Raw genomic sequence first — 18,122 nt, 5'->3', positions numbered from 1 at the left:
CCTGGCATCGCCGTGAAAATACTAGGAGGTCCGCATGTCCACATTAGTTTCCGCTGCAAGGCTGCTCGATGGAGGTTTCCCCTCCCTGCCTCACGCGGTGTGGCGCGCCGACCAGATGGCATCAGGACATTGCGCAGTCACATCCACGGGTCATCCGCTTCTTGATCAGGAATTGCCGAATGGCGGCTGGCCGAAGGCAGGTCTGATCGAACTACTGATGGAGCAGCCGGGCATTGGAGAAATGCGGCTGCTGCGCCCCGCTTTGAAAGCGGTTGCCGGCAAGCGCCGTATCGCCCTCGTGCAGCCACCGCATCTGCCCCATATCTCCGCCTGGGCAAACTGGGGTCTGCCGCTCGGCAGCCTGCTCTGGATTCAGGCTGAGCGCAGTGCGGACGCGCTGTGGAGCGCGGAACAGATTCTCAGCAACCGCAGTTGCGGCGCCCTCATCTTCTGGCAATCGCATGTGCGCACCGACTCGCTGCGACGCCTTCATCTCGCGGCGCAGGGAAGCGATACCTTGTTCTGGCTGATGCGGCCGCTGGCCTGCATGCAGGATGCCTCACCCGCTCCGCTGCGGCTGGCGCTGCGTCCCGCCGCCGACGGCGTGCAGATCCAGATCCTCAAGCGCCGTGGTCCGCACCGTGACGATCCGCTTCACCTGAGCATGAACGACATGCCTGCGGTGCCTCATCCATTCAACATCCCGCAAGACCCGTCTTCCCGCCACCGGACCAGCCATGCTGGACAGGCCGGGGCACGCGCGCAAGGTGCCAGCCTCACCGAGGCGATTGCCGCCCAGGCGCAAGCTCATCCTGTCAATTGACGCAAGACGGGAAAACGGATGCGCTCCTGGATCGGCATACACCTGCCATTGTTTCCGCTTGAAGCCCTGCGGCCGTGCTGGAGCGAGCCGGGCAAGCATGTGCTCATCCATCGTGAATATGTAATGGCGATGAGTCCGCAAGCAGCGCATGCCGGCGTGCGTATCGGCATGCGCCGCGCCGGCGTGCAGACTATTTGTCCGGATGCGACGTTGCATGAACGTGACGAAACCAGGGAACGGGAAGCGCTCGACAGCATCGCGCTTGCTCTCTTGCAGTACACCCCGGAAGTGGCTTTCGCCGAACGCTGCAGTCTGCTGCTCGATGTCACCGCCAGCCTGCGCGCATTCGGCGGCCGCCTGGCGCTGTCCCGCCTGGTGCGTCATAGCATGCTCGTGCTCGGCTTCACGCCGCAGCTGAGCATGGCACCAACCGCGCAAGGTGCCTGGTTGCTGGCCTGTGCCCGTTCCGGCCGCAGGCCGGCACGGCGTCGGATGATACGCATGGGGAACATGATGCGCCGTCTCGACGCCCTGCCCTGCATGCTGCTGCCGCAAGTGCAGCCTTACCTGCAATGGCTGGAAGGCATCGGTTGCAAGACGCTTGGCGACCTGCGCAAGCTGCCGCGCGCCGGCTTGCAGCGACGCTGCGACAAAAGCGTGCTGGATGCGCTCGATCGCGCCTATGGACAAGCTGCCGAACTGCACGACTGGGTGCAGCCGCCGCAGAGCTTTGCCGCCCGGCTGGAACTGCCCGATCGCATCGAGCATGCCGATTCCGCCTTGTTCGCCGCGCGGCGCCTGCTGCTGCAAATGACCGGCTGGCTGGTTGCCCGGCAGCTCGCGGTATCGCGCTTCCTCCTGCTGCTCGAACATGAACGCGGCCGCACCGCAATTGCGCCGACGCCGCTGGAGATCGCACTGGCCGCGCCGGTATGGCAGGAGGAGCACCTGACGCGACTGCTCAAGGAAAGGCTGGCCCGCGTCGAGCTCATCGCTCCAGTCATCGGGCTTCGGCTCGAAGTGGCACAGATTTCCCCGATGCTGCCGCCCACCGAATCACTGTTTCCCGAACCCGGCGGAGCACCGGCCGACTTTCACCGCCTGCTGGAACTGCTCAAGGCAAGGCTGGGCGACCATGGCGTTCTGGCCCCGTCGCCGCAGGCAGACCATCGCCCGGAAATTGCCAATGCATGGACGCCTGGCCATGCCGCGGAAAGTGCGGCCGGCCGAAATGTGCATTACGCGGAAAGGCCGTTCTGGCTGCTCAAGCAACCGGTCGAACTGATCGTGCGCAATGAGCGGCCCTACTACGGTTCGCCTCTGCGCATGGTGAAAGGGCCGGAACGCATTGAATGCGGCTGGTGGGATGGCAGGCTGATCATGCGCGACTATTTTGTCGCGCAGGCAGAAAACTCGAATTTCTACTGGATATACCGGGAGCGGCACGGCATGGAAATCTGCTGGTTTCTTCAGGGCCTGTTCGGTTGAAGCGGCAAAGGGCAAGTGGGCAGGCGACAGCCTGTGAAGGAGGAGCTACCGGCGGCGCGGCATGGCATGCCATCGACGCAGGCGACATGTGCATGACGCGGGTATGCAACATCCATTGGCAATAGCAGATTTACATTGACAAAAAGACAGCTTGCCGTTTTATACTGTATTTTTATACAGTATAAATTCAAGCCAACGTGAGTCTTGACCAGTCGCCAAAGTTCTCCAGCCCGTCCTCTCCTCTACTGCCCGCATATGCCGAGCTGTACTGCCTCTGGAATTTCACTTTCCTGCATGGCGCCTCTCATCCCGAGGAACTCGTGCTGCGAGCCTCGCAGCTCGGTTACGCAGCCCTGGCGCTGACCGATGAATGCTCGCTGGCCGGCGTGGTGCGTGCCCATGGCGAAGCCAGGCAGTGCGGGCTGCATCTGATCATCGGCAGCGTCTTCCAGCTGGCGCATGCGGACGGCCGCCCCGCATTCAGACTGAGCCTGCTCGCCACCGACAGGGATGGCTACGGCAATCTGTCGGAACTGATTACCCTGGCTCGCACGCGCACGCAGAAAGGAACTTACCGCCTTACCCTGGAAGACTTCACTTCGCCGCCACAGGACTATGCTCACTTGCGCGGCATGCCAGGCTGCCTTGCCATTCTGCTGCCCCCACCCGGCATTGCAGCCGATGAATTGGATTGGCAGGCGGAATGGATGGCGCGCGCATTTCCGTCACGCGCCTGGGTCGGACTGACACTGCTCCTTCATCCCGGTGATGACCGCCATCGCGCCGTTGTCAATCAAGCCGCCGGCCGGGCGGGCCTGCCGATCGTCGCCGCCGGAAGCGTCTGCATGCATGTGCGCTCGCGCAAGCCGCTGCAGGATACGCTGACCGCCATCCGACTTGGCAAATCGATTGCCGAATGCGGCTACGACCTTGCGCCGAATGCAGAGCAACACCTGCGCTCGCGGCTGCGGCTGGCCAATATCTATCCGGCTGCCGCTCTGGCGGAAACCTTGCGCATCGCCGAACTGTGCACATTCTCGCTCGATGAACTGCGCTATGAATATCCGGACGAACTCGTCCCCCCTGGCTATACACCCGTCGCCTATCTGCGGCGAGAAGTCTATGCCGGCGCCATGGAGCGCTTTATCAACGGCATCCCCCCGGCAGTGCAGCAGCAACTCGAACACGAGCTCAGCCTGATCGAGGAGAAGCGTTATGAGCCCTATTTCCTGACCGTGTACGACATCGTGCGCTTTGCGCGCAGCGCGGGCATTCTCTGTCAGGGGCGCGGTTCCGCCGCCAATTCGGTGGTCTGCTATTGCCTGGGCATCACCGAGGTCGATCCTTCGCGCAGCACCCTGCTTTTCGAGCGCTTCATCTCAAGAGAGCGCGATGAACCGCCGGACATCGATGTCGATTTCGAACACCAGCGCAGGGAAGAAGTCATCCAGTACATTTACAACAAGTACGGACGGCTGCGCGCGGCCCTGACCGGGGTCGTCATCAGCTACAAGCCGCGCAGCGTGCTGCGCGATGTCGGCAAGGCCCTTGGCGTGGATCTGGGCATCGTCGACCAGGTCGCGAAGTCGCACCGCTGGTGGGACGGCAAGAACAGCCTGGCCGAGCGCTTTGCCGAATGCGGGATGGAGAAGGAATCGCCAATGGCCGTGCAATGGGCCGACATCGCCGAAAAACTGATGCGTTTTCCCCGCCACCTGTCGCAGCATCCTGGCGGTTTCATCATCGCGCGCGGCAAGCTTTCCCGGCTTGTGCCGATTGAAAATGCCGCGATGAAGGATCGCAGCGTGGTGCAATGGGACAAGGACGACATCGATGCGCTGGGCCTGCTCAAGGTCGACATTCTCGCACTGGGCATGCTCAGCATGATCCGCCGTGCGCTGGATTTCATCACCGACCTGCGCGGCGAGCCCTTCAGCCTGCCGGACATCCCGCGCGAAGATCCGGCCACTTACGCCATGATTTCCAGGGCCGACACCATCGGCGTGTTCCAGATCGAAAGCCGGGCGCAGATGACCATGCTGCCGCGCCTGCGTCCCAGGGAGTTTTATGATCTGGTGATTCAGGTGGCGATCGTGCGCCCGGGCCCGATCCAGGGAGGCATGGTGCATCCCTATCTGCGTCGCCGGCAGGGACTGGAGCCGGTCACCTACCCCAGCGAGAAGATCAGGCAGGCCTTGTCGCGCACGCTTGGCGTTGCCATTTTCCAGGAACAGGTCATGCAGATCGCCATTCTGGCGGCCGACTTCACCGCCGGGGAAGCCGATCAGTTGCGGCGCGCGATGGCGGCATGGCGGCGCAAGGGCGACATCGGGAAATTCCAGGACAAGCTCATAGCCGGCATGAAAAAAAATGGCTACGAGGAGGAGTTCATCGACGCCATCGTGCGGCAGATTCACGGCTTCGCCGAGTATGGCTTTCCTGAAAGCCATGCGGCAAGCTTTGCCTTGCTGGCCTATGCGAGTTCCTGGATCAAATGCCATGAACCGGCTGCCTTTCTGGCTGCGCTCCTGAACAGCCAGCCGATGGGTTTCTATTCGCCTTCACAACTGGTCCAGGATGCCCGTCGCCACAAGGTCACGGTACGTCCGGTCGATATCCGTTACAGCGACTGGGATGCCAGGCTGGAATGGTCCGACGGAGAGGCGGCCATGCAGCTACCTGATGTCATGCAAAAAACCGGCGCGATGGCAACGCCGCCCCAAGGCCAGCCTGCGGTGCGCCTGGGTTTCAGCATGGTTCGCGGCTTGTCCCGCGAGACGGGCTGGCGTATTGAAGAAGCACGCGCGGTCAGGTCTTTCCGGGACTTGGCGGATCTGGCTCTGCGCGCGCAGCTGACGCGGCATGACCTGGAGATGCTGGCCAATGCCAATGCCCTGGAGGCGCTGGCCGGGCATCGGCGCCAGGCGCTGTGGCATGCAGTGACATCCGAGCCGGACAAGGGGCTGCTCAAGACGGCAGGCATCGAAGAAGAACCGGTGCGGCTTGCTGCGCCAACCGAAGGAGAAGACATTGTGGCGGACTATCACTCCACCGGCCTCACGCTCGGCAGGCATCCACTGGCCCTGCTGCGTGCCTCGCTGGCGGCAAAGCGTTTCCTGCCCGCGGAGACATTGCATACCTTCGCGGATCGCCAGCTTGCACGAGCATGCGGCATTGTCACGGTTCGCCAGCGCCCGCAGACGGCCAACGGCACCATGTTCGTCACGATCGAGGACGAGACCGGACTGGTCAATGTCATCGTATGGCCGGCGCTGATCGAACGCTACCGCAGGGAATTGCTTGGATCGCAGCTGCTAGGTGTGTATGGCGTATGGCAATGTGAAAGCAATGTGCATCACCTGGTGGCCAGCCGGCTGGTGGACATGTCAGGATTGTTAGGGCGGCTGCAATTTCACAGCAGGGACTTTGCGTGAAAGATTAGAGCGGATTGCAGGTGGATGTATGGAAGAATCGGTTTGCCCTGGGATGCAGGGCAAGGCGCAAGGAGCCCCGTGTGGCGGGCCACACCAGCGACGAACAACGCGGCCAAGTGCCCAGGGCAAGCCGAGGCGGCCGACCATTCACCGGCAATCCGCTCTAGTTATTGGCGGCGATGGGCTTATGGGCAACCGCTGTCCCGTTGCCAAACCCAAGAGGGTCATGGCATGAGACCACGTGTTTTGCACTTGGCCAAGTTGCGTTCGCCATCCGACAACTGTTCATCAATCCATGACTGCAGCATCAACCTTGACGAAAGAAAGAAACATCGAGTTCGGAAGAAAAAGCATCTAAGTTTTTTGACATGACATGTCATCGATACCAGAGGCTCAGCTGAATAATGCATCCGAATTGATCTCGGCCAGTGTGGCGCAGCCGCACAAGGCCATGGCGATTTCCAGCTCATCGCGAAGCAGTCTTACCACATGCGATACGCCCATGGCTCCTGCGTTGGCCAGGCCAAATATATAGGGACGTCCGATCAGGACCGCATCGGCGCCCAGTGCAATCGCCTTCAAAACATCGGTGCCGCGCCGGATGCCTCCATCGGCCAGTAGCGGAAATTGCGGCCCCACCGCGGCACGAATCCTGGGCAGCACGGCCGCTGTTGCAGGCAGGGTATCTAGCGTCCGGCCGCCGTGGTTCGAGACGATGACGCCATCCGCGCCATGGTGCGCCGCAAGCTGCGCATCTGCGGGATGCATGATCCCTTTGAGAATGATCGGCAAACGCGTGATGCCACGCAGCCATTCGATGTCTTTCCAGGTCGGAGCAGTCTTCAATAGTGCATCGAACATGCGGCTCTGATTTGCTTCCAGCATGAATGGCTTGGCGGCCGGCAGGCCGGCAAGATTGACTGCGGATATGCCCGATGGCAACTTGAAGCCTGCGCGGCGCTCCCGGTCCCGTACGCCGCTGCTGGAGGCGTCGATGGTAACCACCAGCGCTTCGTATCCGGCATTTTCGGCACGGCGCACGAGTTCTTCGGTAAAACCGCGATCGTGCTGAAAATAGAGTTGAAACCACAGCGGTCCGCGCTGCCGTTCAGCCAATACGGCGAGTGCCACATCTTCAAGCAGCACGCTCGCCTGCGAACTCAGCACCAGTCCCGCGCCCTGCATGCTGGCCGCGTAGGCGGTCGCCATTTCGCCATCACGATGCGCCATGCGCTGAAACGCCACCGGGGCCAGCAGGATGGGGTGAGCTAGCGTGCGGCCGAACAAGGCCGTGCGCGTATGGCCTCCGACCAGATCGCGCAACACCCGGGACGACAACTGGATGCCGTCCCAGGCGACCCGGTTGGCACGGAGCGTGATCTCATCGGCGGCGCCCCCGCAGAAATAGGCTAGCGCATTGGCATCCAGGCGTTGGGTCGCATGCCGTTCATGATCCTCAAGGCTTACAACACCCTCGGGGATGGGTTCAACGGAGGGAAGTCCGCTCACGTATCCGCCCACATCCGCAACAGGTTGTGGTAAGTGCCGGTCAGCTGCACCACTGAAGGCTCCTGTTCTCCAAGAGAGTCGCGCAGTTTCAGCAGCGCCATGTCCATCTCGAAGAGCAGCTGACGCTGGTCGCTACCGCGCACCATGCTTTCGATCCAGAAGAAGCTTGCCAGGCGCGTTCCCCGTGTCACGGGTGTCACCTGGTGCAGGGTCGTGCCCGGATAGAGCACCAGGTCACCGGCCGGCAGCTTGATGCGGCGCTCGCCCTGCGGGTCCTGCATTACCAGCTCGCCGCCATCGTATTCGTCAGGCTCGGACAGGAACAAGGTGCAGGACAAGTCGGTGCGTACCCATTGCGCGGGGTTGCGGGAATAAAGCACGGCGCCGTCTATATGCGCGCCGTAATAATTGCTGTCGCCACGATAACGATTGAACAGCGGATTGAAGATCTTGCGCGGCAGGGCTGCGGAAAAGAACAGCGGGTCGCGCTGCGCCGCAGCCAGGATCAACGACTGCAGCTGGCGAGAGACATCGCTGTCCTGTGCCAGTTGCTCGTTGTTCTTGCGGGCAACCGCCTGGCCGCCCGCACTCACCCGTCCGTCCACCCACGGTGCCCCCTGCCCGAGCAGTGCCCGGGCAGTCGCCAGTTCGTCGCGGGAGAGGACGTTCTTCAGGTGCAGAAGCATCAGAGATTTCCTAGAACATCGCTTTCAGCGTCAGTTCCACACGACGCGGTGCGCCAGGCGCATAGAAACCGCGGTACAGGGAATCGGCATAGAGCTTGTCAGTCAGGTTGGTTACGTTCAGCTTGGCGGACCACGTCTGATTGATCGTGTACTCGGCCATTGCATCAACTACGGTGAAGCTGTCTGCCGTCACGTGCCGTGCACCCTCCGGGTTCTGCTGGCCGCGGTAGGTCAGGCCGGCGCCAAGGCGAAGATCCGGCAGGATACGGTACGTGGTCCAGAGGCTGCCGCTGTGCCTTGGCGTCAGGCCCGGACGGTCGCCCTGCACTTGCGGACCGGTGCCTGCCGCGTTGAGGGCGACATTGCTATTGTCGATCTTGGCGCGCGGAATCCAGGTATGGTTGAAGAACACTTCCCACTTCGGCGTGATGCGGCCGGCGAGGTTGAACTCCAGGCCCGCTGCATGCCGTTTACCCGACAGGAGCTGCTGGGTGGATGCGGTATCCGGGTCGGTGTTGCGCTCGTTGTACTTCTCGCTGTAAAACGCGGCGAGACCGAGCGAAGTGCGCTTCTCGAAAAGCTCCCACTTGCCGCCCAGTTCGAAGTTGCGGCTCTTCTCCGCCGGTGTATTGGCGTCCCGCTCCGCCTGCGAACCAGGTGTCGGCGCGGCCGGAGTGAACTGGTAGGTGTCGCCGGAAGTATTGTAGGAAGTACCGTAGGACACGTAATACGATGCCCAGTCGCTCGGCTGGAACAGCGCGCCGACGCGGGGCGACCAGAGGCTTTCGCTGCGGTCATTGCTCAGACCGGCCGCGGTATTGTATTTGGCGGTGAAGTGGTCGAAGCGCAAACCGCCGAGCAGCTTGAAAGTGTCGGTGATGCTGACCATGTCCTGCGCATACAGACCGATGTTGCGCGCGTCGAAATTGTTGTACACAGGATTTCCCCGCGTATCGGCGCGCCAGTCGCCATCATTCGGCGTGCCAACCGTGGTCGTCAGCGGACTCGCGGTGCCGGGGAAGCTGTTGTTGCGCTTGGCGTCTTCCTGGTAGAAATCGACCCCTGTCAGCAGTTCATGCTGGCGGCCGCCGAAGTTGAACTTGCCTGAGTAATCACTCGACAGTTGCGTGGTGTCGCTGACGGCAGTGCGACCTTTAGGCGCCCGACGCAGGACGGTGGCGTCGCTGAAGTTTTCCCTGGTCGTGCCGGGGGCAAACTGAATTACGCTGGCCCACAAGTCGCGCTCGTAGCGGCCATGACGCACCTGGGTCTTGACTTGGCTGCCGTCATCAAAGCGATGTACGTGGGCCAGCGTGCCGTAGGTGGCGCGGGTATCAAGGTAATCACTGGCGAAACCGTAATAGTTCTTGGCCGGCAGCGTCTCGAGAATAGTGCCGCGATTGCCACCGGAAAGGAACCAGGGATTGCTGTAGTTCGGCCGGCCGTCGATATCGAGGTGGAACAGACCCACGGTGAACTCGTCACGGGTCCCGATGCCCCAACTGTAAGTCGGTGCGATGCCGAGCTTCTTCTGCTTGGCGCCCCAGTTATCCGCATTGTGCACCATCGCATTCAGGCGAAGGGCTGCATCGTCGCCCGTCTTGATATTGAAGTCGCCGGTAAAGCGGTGCAAGTCGCCGCTGCCGAGGGTATAGGTAACCTCGTGCTGGTCAAACAGGAAAGGCATCTTGCTGACCTGGTTGACGATGCCGCCGGTCGAACCCTTGCCGAACAACATCGAGGCCGAACCTTTCAGCACTTCGATGCGATCGTTATTGAAGGTGTCGCGCTCGTACAGCGCGCCGTCGCGCAGACCGTCCGTATAAATATCGCCGGCCTGGCCCAGCGAAAAGCCGCGCAGGCGTACATCCTCCTCCCCTGTTTCGCCGGCCTGGAACGTGACGCCTGCGGTGGTGCGCAGCACTTCACGGAAATCATCCAGGTTGCGGTCGTCGATCAGGCGCTCGGTCATTACCGTCACCGACTGCGGTATGTCACGCAGTTGCTGGGTGCCCTTGCCGATGCCGGTGGTGGTCGTACGCAGCGAATCCTTGCTCAGGGTTTCGCGCTGGCCCTGCACTTCCACAGTCGGCATCACCTGATCTGAGGAAGCGGGGGCCGGAGCGACGTTCTGCGCGGTTGCGGAAACCGATGCAGCAAGCATCAGTGCGCCCAGCGGCAGGCTGGACGTACGGCGCGTTTCGGCCTGTGCCGAGGTCTGGACTTGCCGTGCACGCTTCCCAGCCTCGAGTGCGTGGCGTTTTGCAGATTTCTTTTTCATTTTATATTTCTGTGGATAGTGAATTGAATCGTCAGGCTGGCTATCAACAGGGAGTGGCTGGCTGCGACATGAGTGATGGAAAAGTGAAAGCGAAAAAATTATTTGTAGCCGACGCGATCGAGTATCTTCTGGGCCGCGATCTGGTTCTTGCCGATGGCAGTAATCGATACGTTCTCGGTCTTGAATTTGCCCATCTGCTGCAGCACCGGGTTCTTCGGCACCGCAGATGAGACCACCGGCCATTCGTTATTGCCGTTGGCGAAATAGGCCTGGGCTTCATCACCGGCGAGGTATTCAAGGAATTTCACTGCGGCCTCGCGATGGGGCGCGTACCTGGCTACCGCACCGCCGGCAACGTTGATGTGAGTCCCGGAGCTCTCCTGGTTCGGCCATACGAAGCCGACCTTGTTCATCATTTCGCGGTCTTCGGACTTCGTCGAGCGCAGCAGGCGCGCGTAGTAGTAGGAGTTGGCCACCGCAATGCCGCACTCGCCCGAGGCCACGCCCTTGATCTGGTCGGTATCGCCACCCTGCGGCGGACGCGCGAAATTGGCGACCATCCCTTGTGCCCATTTTTCGGTCGCCGCTTCACCGCTGCGCTCGATCATCGAGCCGATCATGGAAAGCATGTACGGATGGTTGCCGGAACGGGTGCAGACCTTGCCCTTGTTGATCGGGTCGGCCAGCGATTCATAGGTAGCGACATCTTCACGCTTTACGCGCACCTTGTTGTAGACAATGATGCGGGCACGGGTGGACAAGCCAAACCACTGGGCGCCCTGCCCCTCGTCCCCGCCGCGCAGATTGGCGGGGATTCGCTCTTCCAGCACTGTCGAACGCACCGGCTGGAACTGGCCTTCCACCTGCGCGCGCCACAGGCGGGCCGCATCGACCAGCAGGATCACGTCGGCCGGACTGTTCTTGCCTTCGTTGCGCAGCCGCTCCACCAGCGCGGCATCATCCGCTTCGATGCGATTGATACGAATACCGGTCTGCTGCGTAAAGTTATTGTAGAGCTGCTCGTCGGTCTGATAGTGACGCGCCGAATAGAGATTGAGAACTTTCTCCTGCGAGTACACAGTCGTTGCGCAAAGCAGGGACAGGACGGCAACGGCAATACGCTTCTTGGCGAAAATATTCATGAGAAATCCTTATTCTTGAACGGTGCAATGGCGCACCAGACGGCCCATCGGCAGCCCGGGTGCTTCATTGGTAATGCAATGACTAGCGTGGCGCATCAGGATCGGTGACGAATCCGATCTTGTTGAGGCCACCGATCTGCGCGGCGGACATCAGACGCGCGACATTTTCATAGGGTGTCTTGCGGTCTGCGCGCAGGTGCAGCTCCGGCTGCGGCGACAGTGCGGCAGCCGTTGCGATATGGCCCTTCAGGGATTGCTCGTCGACCGCGGCGCCATTCCAGCTGACGACGCCGTTGGCATCGATGGCAACATCGATATGCGCCGGCTTTACATCATTGGGCTGGCTCTCGGCGCGCGGCAGGTCGAGCTTGACCGCATGGTTGATCACGGGGACGGTAATGATGAAGATGATCAGCAAAACCAGCATGACGTCCACCAGGGGCGTCATGTTGATCTCCGACATCACGTCATCATCCTTGTCGGAAGCGCCGAAACTCATGCTTATTCTCCCTTGGCACGCAGGCTGACCACATTCTGGCTCTGTCCCACGCGGCCGCCGGTGATCAGATAGGCATGCAGGTCATGCGCAAAATTCGACAGCTGCGCCAAAATGGCCTTGTTGCTGCGTGTGAGCGCGTTGTAGCCGAGCACCGCCGGAATGGCGACGACGAGGCCGAACGCGGTCATGATCAGCGCTTCGCCCACCGGGCCTGCAACCTTGTCAATGCTGGCTTGCCCGGATACGCCGATGCCCACCAGCGCATGGTAGATGCCCCACACCGTGCCGAACAGGCCGACAAACGGCGCGGTACTGCCCACCGATGCCAGTACCTGCAATCCGCTCTGCAGGCGGCCGGTGATGTTCTCGATGGAGCGGCGCAGGCAGCTGGTGACCCATTCGCTGATGTTGAGCGCGCCATGCAGGTCTTCCTTGCTCATGGCATGGTGCATGGCCGCGTTGGCGCCGTCTTCGGCAAGTGCGCGGAAAGGATTGTTGTTGCGGTCCGGCGCCAGCAGGTTCATGCCCTCTTCCAGGCTTTTGCTATGCCAGAAATGCTCGCTGGCCACGGCCGCCTGACGGCGCAGGCGGATCAGGCTCCAGGCCTTGATGGCCATGACGTACCACGACAGGATTGACATGACGAGCAGAATGATGGCAACAGCATGGGTAACCGAATCACCTTGCTGCCAGAGATTGGCGATACCGTAAGGGTTGTTCATGACACGCTTTCGAAAAAATGGTTGGGTTCGTTAATTCAGTTTGAAATCGATCGGGACCTGGACCCACTCGGCGACTGCCGTATCGCCGCGCTTGGCGGGGACGAAACGCCATTTGCGCACCGCTGACAAGGCGGCTTCGTCGAACAGCGCCGAACTGCTGGGGCGCAGCACCTGCACTTCGCCGGCAATGCCTTCCGCCGTCACGAAGACGCGCAGTACGACTCGCCCCTCCTCGCCGGCGCGACGCAATATGGGCGGATATACCGGTGCCGGATTGTTCAGGTAGGCCGCATTGAAGCGCGGCGGAGTCACGGGAGCCGGCGCCGGAGGTCCGGGCGGCGCGGGTGGTGAAGGCGGGGCGCTGGGTTCGGGCGGTGCCGGTGCGGCCGGCTGCACCGGCGGCGCTTCCTGCTTCGGTGCCGTCAAGGCTTTCTCGCTGTTGGTTGTGCGCGGCGCTTCCTTCTTGGGCTGCGGCTTGGCCACTTCCTTCTTCGGCTGAGGCTTCGGCGTTTCCTTCGGCTGAGGCTTGGGCTCGGGCGGCTTCGGCTGCGGGATCTGCTGTTGAACCGGCTGGACGGCAGGAAGCATTTCAACCATTACCATAGGCAAGGGTGCGGGCGGAGCCAGTGAAGGTTTGTTCAATCCGACTGCCAGCATCCACAGCGCAGCCAGGTGAAAGGCGGTAATCAGTGCAAATGCGCCGAATTTTTCGTGAAGGATTTGGGTCATGTTCTGGGTTTCGGCTTTTCGTCAGAGACGAAAATGGCGGCGGCCTGACGGGCGAGACGCGGCCGCAAAATCAATTACATCCGGTTTCAACATTAACATTAACGATAATGATAACAATTCTCATTTGTTTAGGAAAGTCCTAATTCACGACTTGATAAGATTCTGTCTAGGGAACTACATGTTTTGAAGGGACGATCAGGAAAATTGCACAAACGACATGGTCATGTGCGCTTGCTTGGAGCGTTTTCGGTTCGACTATGCTGGCGATGCTTGAACATTTGCCCACAGCACCGCGTTGTGTGATGACGCGAATTCCTCCGCGCCGTGTCCCAGGGCGCCGATCTCGCCATGTCCGGCGGTCAAGTCTTCTCGGCCTTGCCTGATCCAGCCAAGCCGAAAACGTTTGGCATCCTGAGGCGCAGGAGCGTCTTGAGGGCAAGAATTGGAGCAGAAGAAACGTAATGGCGCGGAATGGCCCCATCTCCATGCCGGGCGTCAGGACCACCAAGGTGGGTTTTTCTCGGTTGTCGAACAGCTCAAGCGTTGCCGTATAGCCCGGATCAATGAGCGCTGAGGCTCAAGACCGGACGCGGGCGTGCATTAGCGCAACCGCGAGTGCCCGCAGCACTTTCAGGAAAAGCTAGGACATCAAACCCAGAGTCTCGAACTCTTCAATCTTGCGGTAAAGACTGGAAAGCCCGATGCCAAGATTGCGGGCAGCCAGACGGCGGTCTCCACCCGCATCGGCAATGGCCTTGACGATGACCGAACATTCGAAACGCCTGACAAGTTCCCGCAGGCCGTCCCCTGTCGCTGCCGCCGATTCCGGAGCAGGAATCAGCCGTGCAATCTGGGGCGGCAGGTCGGCCCGGGTGATGCGTCCGTCCTCGGCCAGAATCAGGGCGCGATCCACCACATTTTCAAGTTCACGCACATTGCCAGGCCAGTCATAGGCGTTCAAGACCTGCTCCACATCCGGATCAATCACCAGTTCCTCCGATCCGGCGTTCAGTCGTCTTGCGCCTCGCCGCATCATGAAACGGACCAGGCCGGGAATATCCTGCCGCCGTTCCCGTAACGGCGGCGCATGCAGATGAAAGACAGTCAGTCTGAAATAAAGGTCTTCGCGAAACCTGCCGTCGGCCACCATCTGCGCAAGGTCGCGATTGGTCGCGGCCACAATCCGGACATCCGCCTTCTTTGCCTGTTCACTGCCGACAGGACGTACCGACTTTTCCTCGATCACATGCAGCAGCTTGACTTGCAGCGAAAGGGGCAACTCACCGATTTCATCCAGGAAAATGGTGCCCTTGTCCGCCTCCAGGAAAAGTCCCTTGCGTGCTTTGTCGGCTCCGGTAAAGGAACCCTTGACGTGGCCGAAGAGTTCGCTCTCCATCAGGTTTTCAGGAATCGCACCGCAATTGACAAGAATGAACGGGCCGCCCGCCCGCCCGCTCTGCTGATGTATCTTGCGGGCGATCACGCCTTTTCCGGTTCCGCTTTCCCCGGTGACGAGCACCGTGCTGTCCGTCGGCGCCACCTTGGCGATCAGCCGCTCGAGGTCGCGCATGGGCGGAGAGGCAAAGCCGTACACTTCCTCCTGCGTTGCATTGACCATGCTGCGCAGGACCCGATTCTCGCTGCTGAGCCGGCGCATGTCCGCCATCTTGGCCACACGATGCAGCACTTCATCATTGCGCACCGGCTTGATCATGTAATCGGATGCGCCGGCCTTGATCGCCTCGATCGCGGTATCGACCGACGCATAGGCGGTCATCATGATGAAGTTGGTATCGACGCCGGCGGCCCGCGCCCTGCGCACCAGTTCGATGCCGTCGAAATCCGGCATCTGGATATCGCTGATGGCCACCTCGAATTCCCCCTGCGCCAGTTTCTGCAGAGCTTCGGTGGCATCGGCTGCCTGGACGACGTGACAACCGGCCTTGGCCAGGCGTACGGCGAGGATCTGCCGGATAGCCGGCTCATCGTCCACCACCAGGACCTCCAGGGATTTCAGAATCTGCACGTCTGCTTGTTTCATTGGATCTAACACGATGGATCGCCCTTACACACCCTACTCATATCTATGACTCGCTACCCGCGACTGCGCTCCCTCAACGATACCGCAAACCTTCCATCTCAGAGCCGAATCGCCATCGTTTTTCTTTCCATTGAGAAAAATTGTCTTTGGTCTTCCCGGTTTCGGGAAATATTTTAAAAAACGGATGGGATTTATCCATTTGGTTACAGGAGAAAACAGCAACAAAGCTCTAATGTAACAATGAAATTTGGTGGCACATTACTTGCTAAAAGGAAATATCAAGACTAAATCGTCCTTCTTTACAACCACCAAAGAAAGCATGATGCGCAAGCTGACCTCCCATCTGCTACTTGTGATGTTTCTTGTGGGAGCCGCCTCCGGCTTTTTTGTAAGCGTCACCGGTTGGTGGGGGCTGCAACAAGGAAGCGGTCACCTGAAGCAACTGCAGATCGAAACGGCGGCACTTCCGGCCTCGCCAGCCGTCGTTGAAATCATTGCCAGTGCCGTAGCGGATATTGACTTCGCTCTTCATACCCTATTGGCCCTGTCACTGCTGGCGACCATTTTCTTCTGCGTGATTGCGGCATTGACCTATCGGCAATCGGCCGCAAAGCAACGCCAGTCGGTGGAACTGGAAAAGCGGCACATGCTGTTCCGCATCCTGTTTGAAGGCACCAGCGAGGGTGTCATCCTCATGACTGCCGAGCGGCTGATTGATTGCAATCCTGCCGCACTTAGGCTGCTGGAAGTCGGAGAAGCAGAGGATTTGCGCGTACTTCTTCCCGAGTCGTCCATCCCGATGCAGCACGACCAGCAAGCGCTGTCCTTCACGGGCCTGCGCCCGCGCATCAGAGCCGCCGCCACGGCGCCAGGCATCCAGACCTTCGAATGGACATTCCATGCGCTGGACGGCACGCCAACCTTTGCCGAGCTGACACTGCAATCGGCCGCCGTCGGCAGCGAAACGGTCATCCGGTTAAGCATCCGGGACATTACCTCGCGCAAGCATGCGGAAGCATCGATGCGCCTGGCGAACCAGGTTTTCGACAATTCGCTGGAAGGCATCGCCATCACCGATGCACAGGGAAACATCGTCAAGGTAAACAAGGCGTTTTCCAGCATCACCGGATATGCTGCGGAAGAAGTCATCGGAGACAACCCCCGCCTGCTGAGTTCAGGCCGCCATCCGGCTTCCTTTTACCAGGAAATGTGGCGCGTGGTGAATGACACCGGAAAATGGCAGGGTGAAGTCTGGAACCGGCGCAAGAATGGCGACATCTACCCCGAATGGCTGAGCATCAGCCGGATTCTCGATGAACGCGGAAAACTCACAAACTATGTGGGTGTATTCAGTGACATTTCCGATGTCAAGCTTGCCGAAGAACGACTGCTTCGCCAGACCTACTACGATACGCTGACAGATCTGCCCAACCGCAGCCTTTTCACGATGCGTCTGCAGCAGGCGGTGGCGGCGCATGGGCCTGAATCGAACAGCCTCGCACTGCTGCTGCTGGACATCGACCGTTTCAAGGTCATCAACGACAGCATAGGCCATGAACAAGGCGACAATCTGTTGCGCCAGGTTGCGCACAGGCTTCGGCGCCAACTGCGCGAGGCAGACATGATTGCGCGCATGGGGGGCGATGAATTCGCCGTGCTGATTCACGGCGCGCAGGATGCCGATCATGTGGCGTCGCTGGCGCGCAAGCTGCTTGACGCATTGCGCGAACCCTTTATCGTCAATGCGCATGAACTCCATGTCAGCGGCAGCATTGGCATCACGCTTTACCCCAATGATGCCGCCGATGCCGAGAGCCTGTTGAGAAATGTCGATGTCGCTCTATATCGGGGCAAGGCGCTCGGCGGCGGCCGATACGAATTCTTTACCCATGACCAGCACGGCATCGCCCTGGAACGCCTCCATATGGAAATCGGCCTGCGCGGTGCCGTCGAGCGCAACGAACTCAAGCTGGTCTTCCAGCCGCAGCGCAGAATCGTCAGCGGAGAGATATACGGCGCGGAAGCGCTGGTGCGTTGGCATGAGCCGAAGCTCGGAATGGTCTCTCCGGCCAGTTTCATTCCCCTTGCCGAAGAGTCGGGCCTGATCGTCATCATCGGCGAATGGATCCTGCGCCAGGCCTGCGCGCAGGCACAGCGCTGGCTTGCGGCCGGCGTTCCCTTGCGGGTGGCGGTCAATGTCTCGCCCCGCCAGTTTCATGACGGCGATCTTGCGAACCTGGTCGCTGCCGTTCTGCAGGAATGCCGCCTGCCTCCGCACCTGCTCGAGATTGAAATCACCGAAAGCATTCTGATGCAAAACGCCGAGCAGACGCTGGCCATCCTTAACCGCCTGCATGCCATGGGTGTCAAGATAGCCATTGATGATTTCGGCACCGGCTACTCTTCATTGTCCTATCTGAAACGTTTGCCGATCGACGTGCTCAAGATCGACCAGTCGTTCGTCAGGGATATCGCCGACGACGCGGATGACAGGGCAATTGTTTCCGCCATTATCGGCCTCGCCCACAGCCTGCAGATGGATGTCATTGCCGAAGGCGTTGAAACGGAGGCGCAGCTGGCATTTCTGCGTGAGCGTGAATGCGGCATCATGCAGGGCTATCTGTTCAGCCGCCCCATCGGCGGCGATGAAGTTCTGAAGTTGGTAACGGCAAAGACAGTCGCCGCATGATGCGGCACGCTCCCCGAAACCATGGCCGATTCGACAAGCGCAAGACACGCCTTTGCAAAAAGCTTCCAAAATTAGTTGA

General features: G+C 60.4%; 12 protein-coding genes. 4 read left to right on the top strand and 8 right to left on the bottom strand.

The genetic code is table 11. The annotated features are described in order from the left end of the window. Positions 1-34 precede the first annotated feature (34 nt). The 3 genes from imuA to FH061_RS13805 all read left to right on the top strand — a co-directional run bounded on the left by imuA (position 35) and on the right by FH061_RS13805 (position 5,745). Positions 35-823 carry a translesion DNA synthesis-associated protein ImuA gene (gene imuA / locus FH061_RS13815; RefSeq protein WP_151636408.1) on the top strand — a complete coding sequence of 263 codons (789 nt, stop codon included), beginning with the start codon at positions 35-37 and terminating at the stop codon, positions 821-823. An 18-nt stretch (positions 824-841) separates the two neighbouring features. Next, positions 842-2,311: a Y-family DNA polymerase gene (locus FH061_RS13810; RefSeq protein WP_151636407.1), complete on the top strand. Its 1,470-nt coding sequence runs from the start codon at positions 842-844 to the stop codon at positions 2,309-2,311. 197 nt (positions 2,312-2,508) lie between these two features. After that, positions 2,509-5,745: an error-prone DNA polymerase gene (locus FH061_RS13805; RefSeq protein WP_151636406.1), complete on the top strand. Its 3,237-nt coding sequence runs from the start codon at positions 2,509-2,511 to the stop codon at positions 5,743-5,745. Positions 5,746-6,138: 393 nt separating this feature from the next. Here the strand turns inward: FH061_RS13805 and FH061_RS13800 are convergent, their stop codons facing one another. The 8 genes from FH061_RS13800 to FH061_RS13765 form a co-directional block, all read right to left on the bottom strand. Next, the gene (locus tag FH061_RS13800; RefSeq protein WP_151636405.1) at positions 6,139-7,254 is read right to left on the bottom strand and encodes an alpha-hydroxy acid oxidase; all 1,116 of its coding nucleotides are present in this window, start codon (positions 7,252-7,254) and stop codon (positions 6,139-6,141) included. After that, positions 7,251-7,940 (bottom strand): Fe2+-dependent dioxygenase, encoded by a 690-nt coding sequence (locus tag FH061_RS13795; protein WP_151636404.1) that lies wholly within the window; start codon positions 7,938-7,940, stop codon positions 7,251-7,253. Before FH061_RS13795 ends, FH061_RS13800 begins: the two co-directional genes overlap by 4 nt. A gap of 10 nt (positions 7,941-7,950) precedes the next feature. Continuing rightward, positions 7,951-10,221, bottom strand: coding sequence for a TonB-dependent receptor (locus FH061_RS13790; protein ID WP_404822468.1), 2,271 nt, complete (start codon positions 10,219-10,221; stop codon positions 7,951-7,953). Between the two features lie 98 nt (positions 10,222-10,319). After that, positions 10,320-11,363 (bottom strand): Fe(3+) ABC transporter substrate-binding protein, encoded by a 1,044-nt coding sequence (locus FH061_RS13785; RefSeq protein WP_151636403.1) that lies wholly within the window; start codon positions 11,361-11,363, stop codon positions 10,320-10,322. Positions 11,364-11,445: 82 nt separating this feature from the next. Next, positions 11,446-11,862, bottom strand: a complete 417-nt coding sequence (locus tag FH061_RS13780) for an ExbD/TolR family protein (RefSeq protein ID WP_151636402.1) — start codon at positions 11,860-11,862, stop codon at positions 11,446-11,448. Positions 11,863-11,864: 2 nt separating this feature from the next. Next, positions 11,865-12,584, bottom strand: coding sequence for a MotA/TolQ/ExbB proton channel family protein (locus FH061_RS13775; protein ID WP_151636401.1), 720 nt, complete (start codon positions 12,582-12,584; stop codon positions 11,865-11,867). Between the two features lie 30 nt (positions 12,585-12,614). Next, positions 12,615-13,313, bottom strand: coding sequence for an energy transducer TonB (locus FH061_RS13770; protein ID WP_151636400.1), 699 nt, complete (start codon positions 13,311-13,313; stop codon positions 12,615-12,617). A gap of 640 nt (positions 13,314-13,953) precedes the next feature. Continuing rightward, entirely contained in the window at positions 13,954-15,354 is a 1,401-nt protein-coding gene (locus FH061_RS13765; protein ID WP_225984660.1) for a sigma-54-dependent transcriptional regulator, read from the bottom strand. 319 nt (positions 15,355-15,673) lie between these two features. On the opposite strand from FH061_RS13765, the gene FH061_RS13760 reads away from it, so the two are divergent. Then, positions 15,674-18,043 (top strand): putative bifunctional diguanylate cyclase/phosphodiesterase, encoded by a 2,370-nt coding sequence (locus FH061_RS13760; protein WP_151636399.1) that lies wholly within the window; start codon positions 15,674-15,676, stop codon positions 18,041-18,043. Positions 18,044-18,122 lie beyond the last annotated feature (79 nt).

The sequence above is a fragment of the Noviherbaspirillum aerium genome (assembly GCF_008929045.1).
GTDB lineage: Bacteria > Pseudomonadota > Gammaproteobacteria > Burkholderiales > Burkholderiaceae_D > Noviherbaspirillum > Noviherbaspirillum aerium.
Note: the sequence above shows the minus strand (reverse complement) of the source record. Positions and strands in the feature narration are given on the sequence as shown.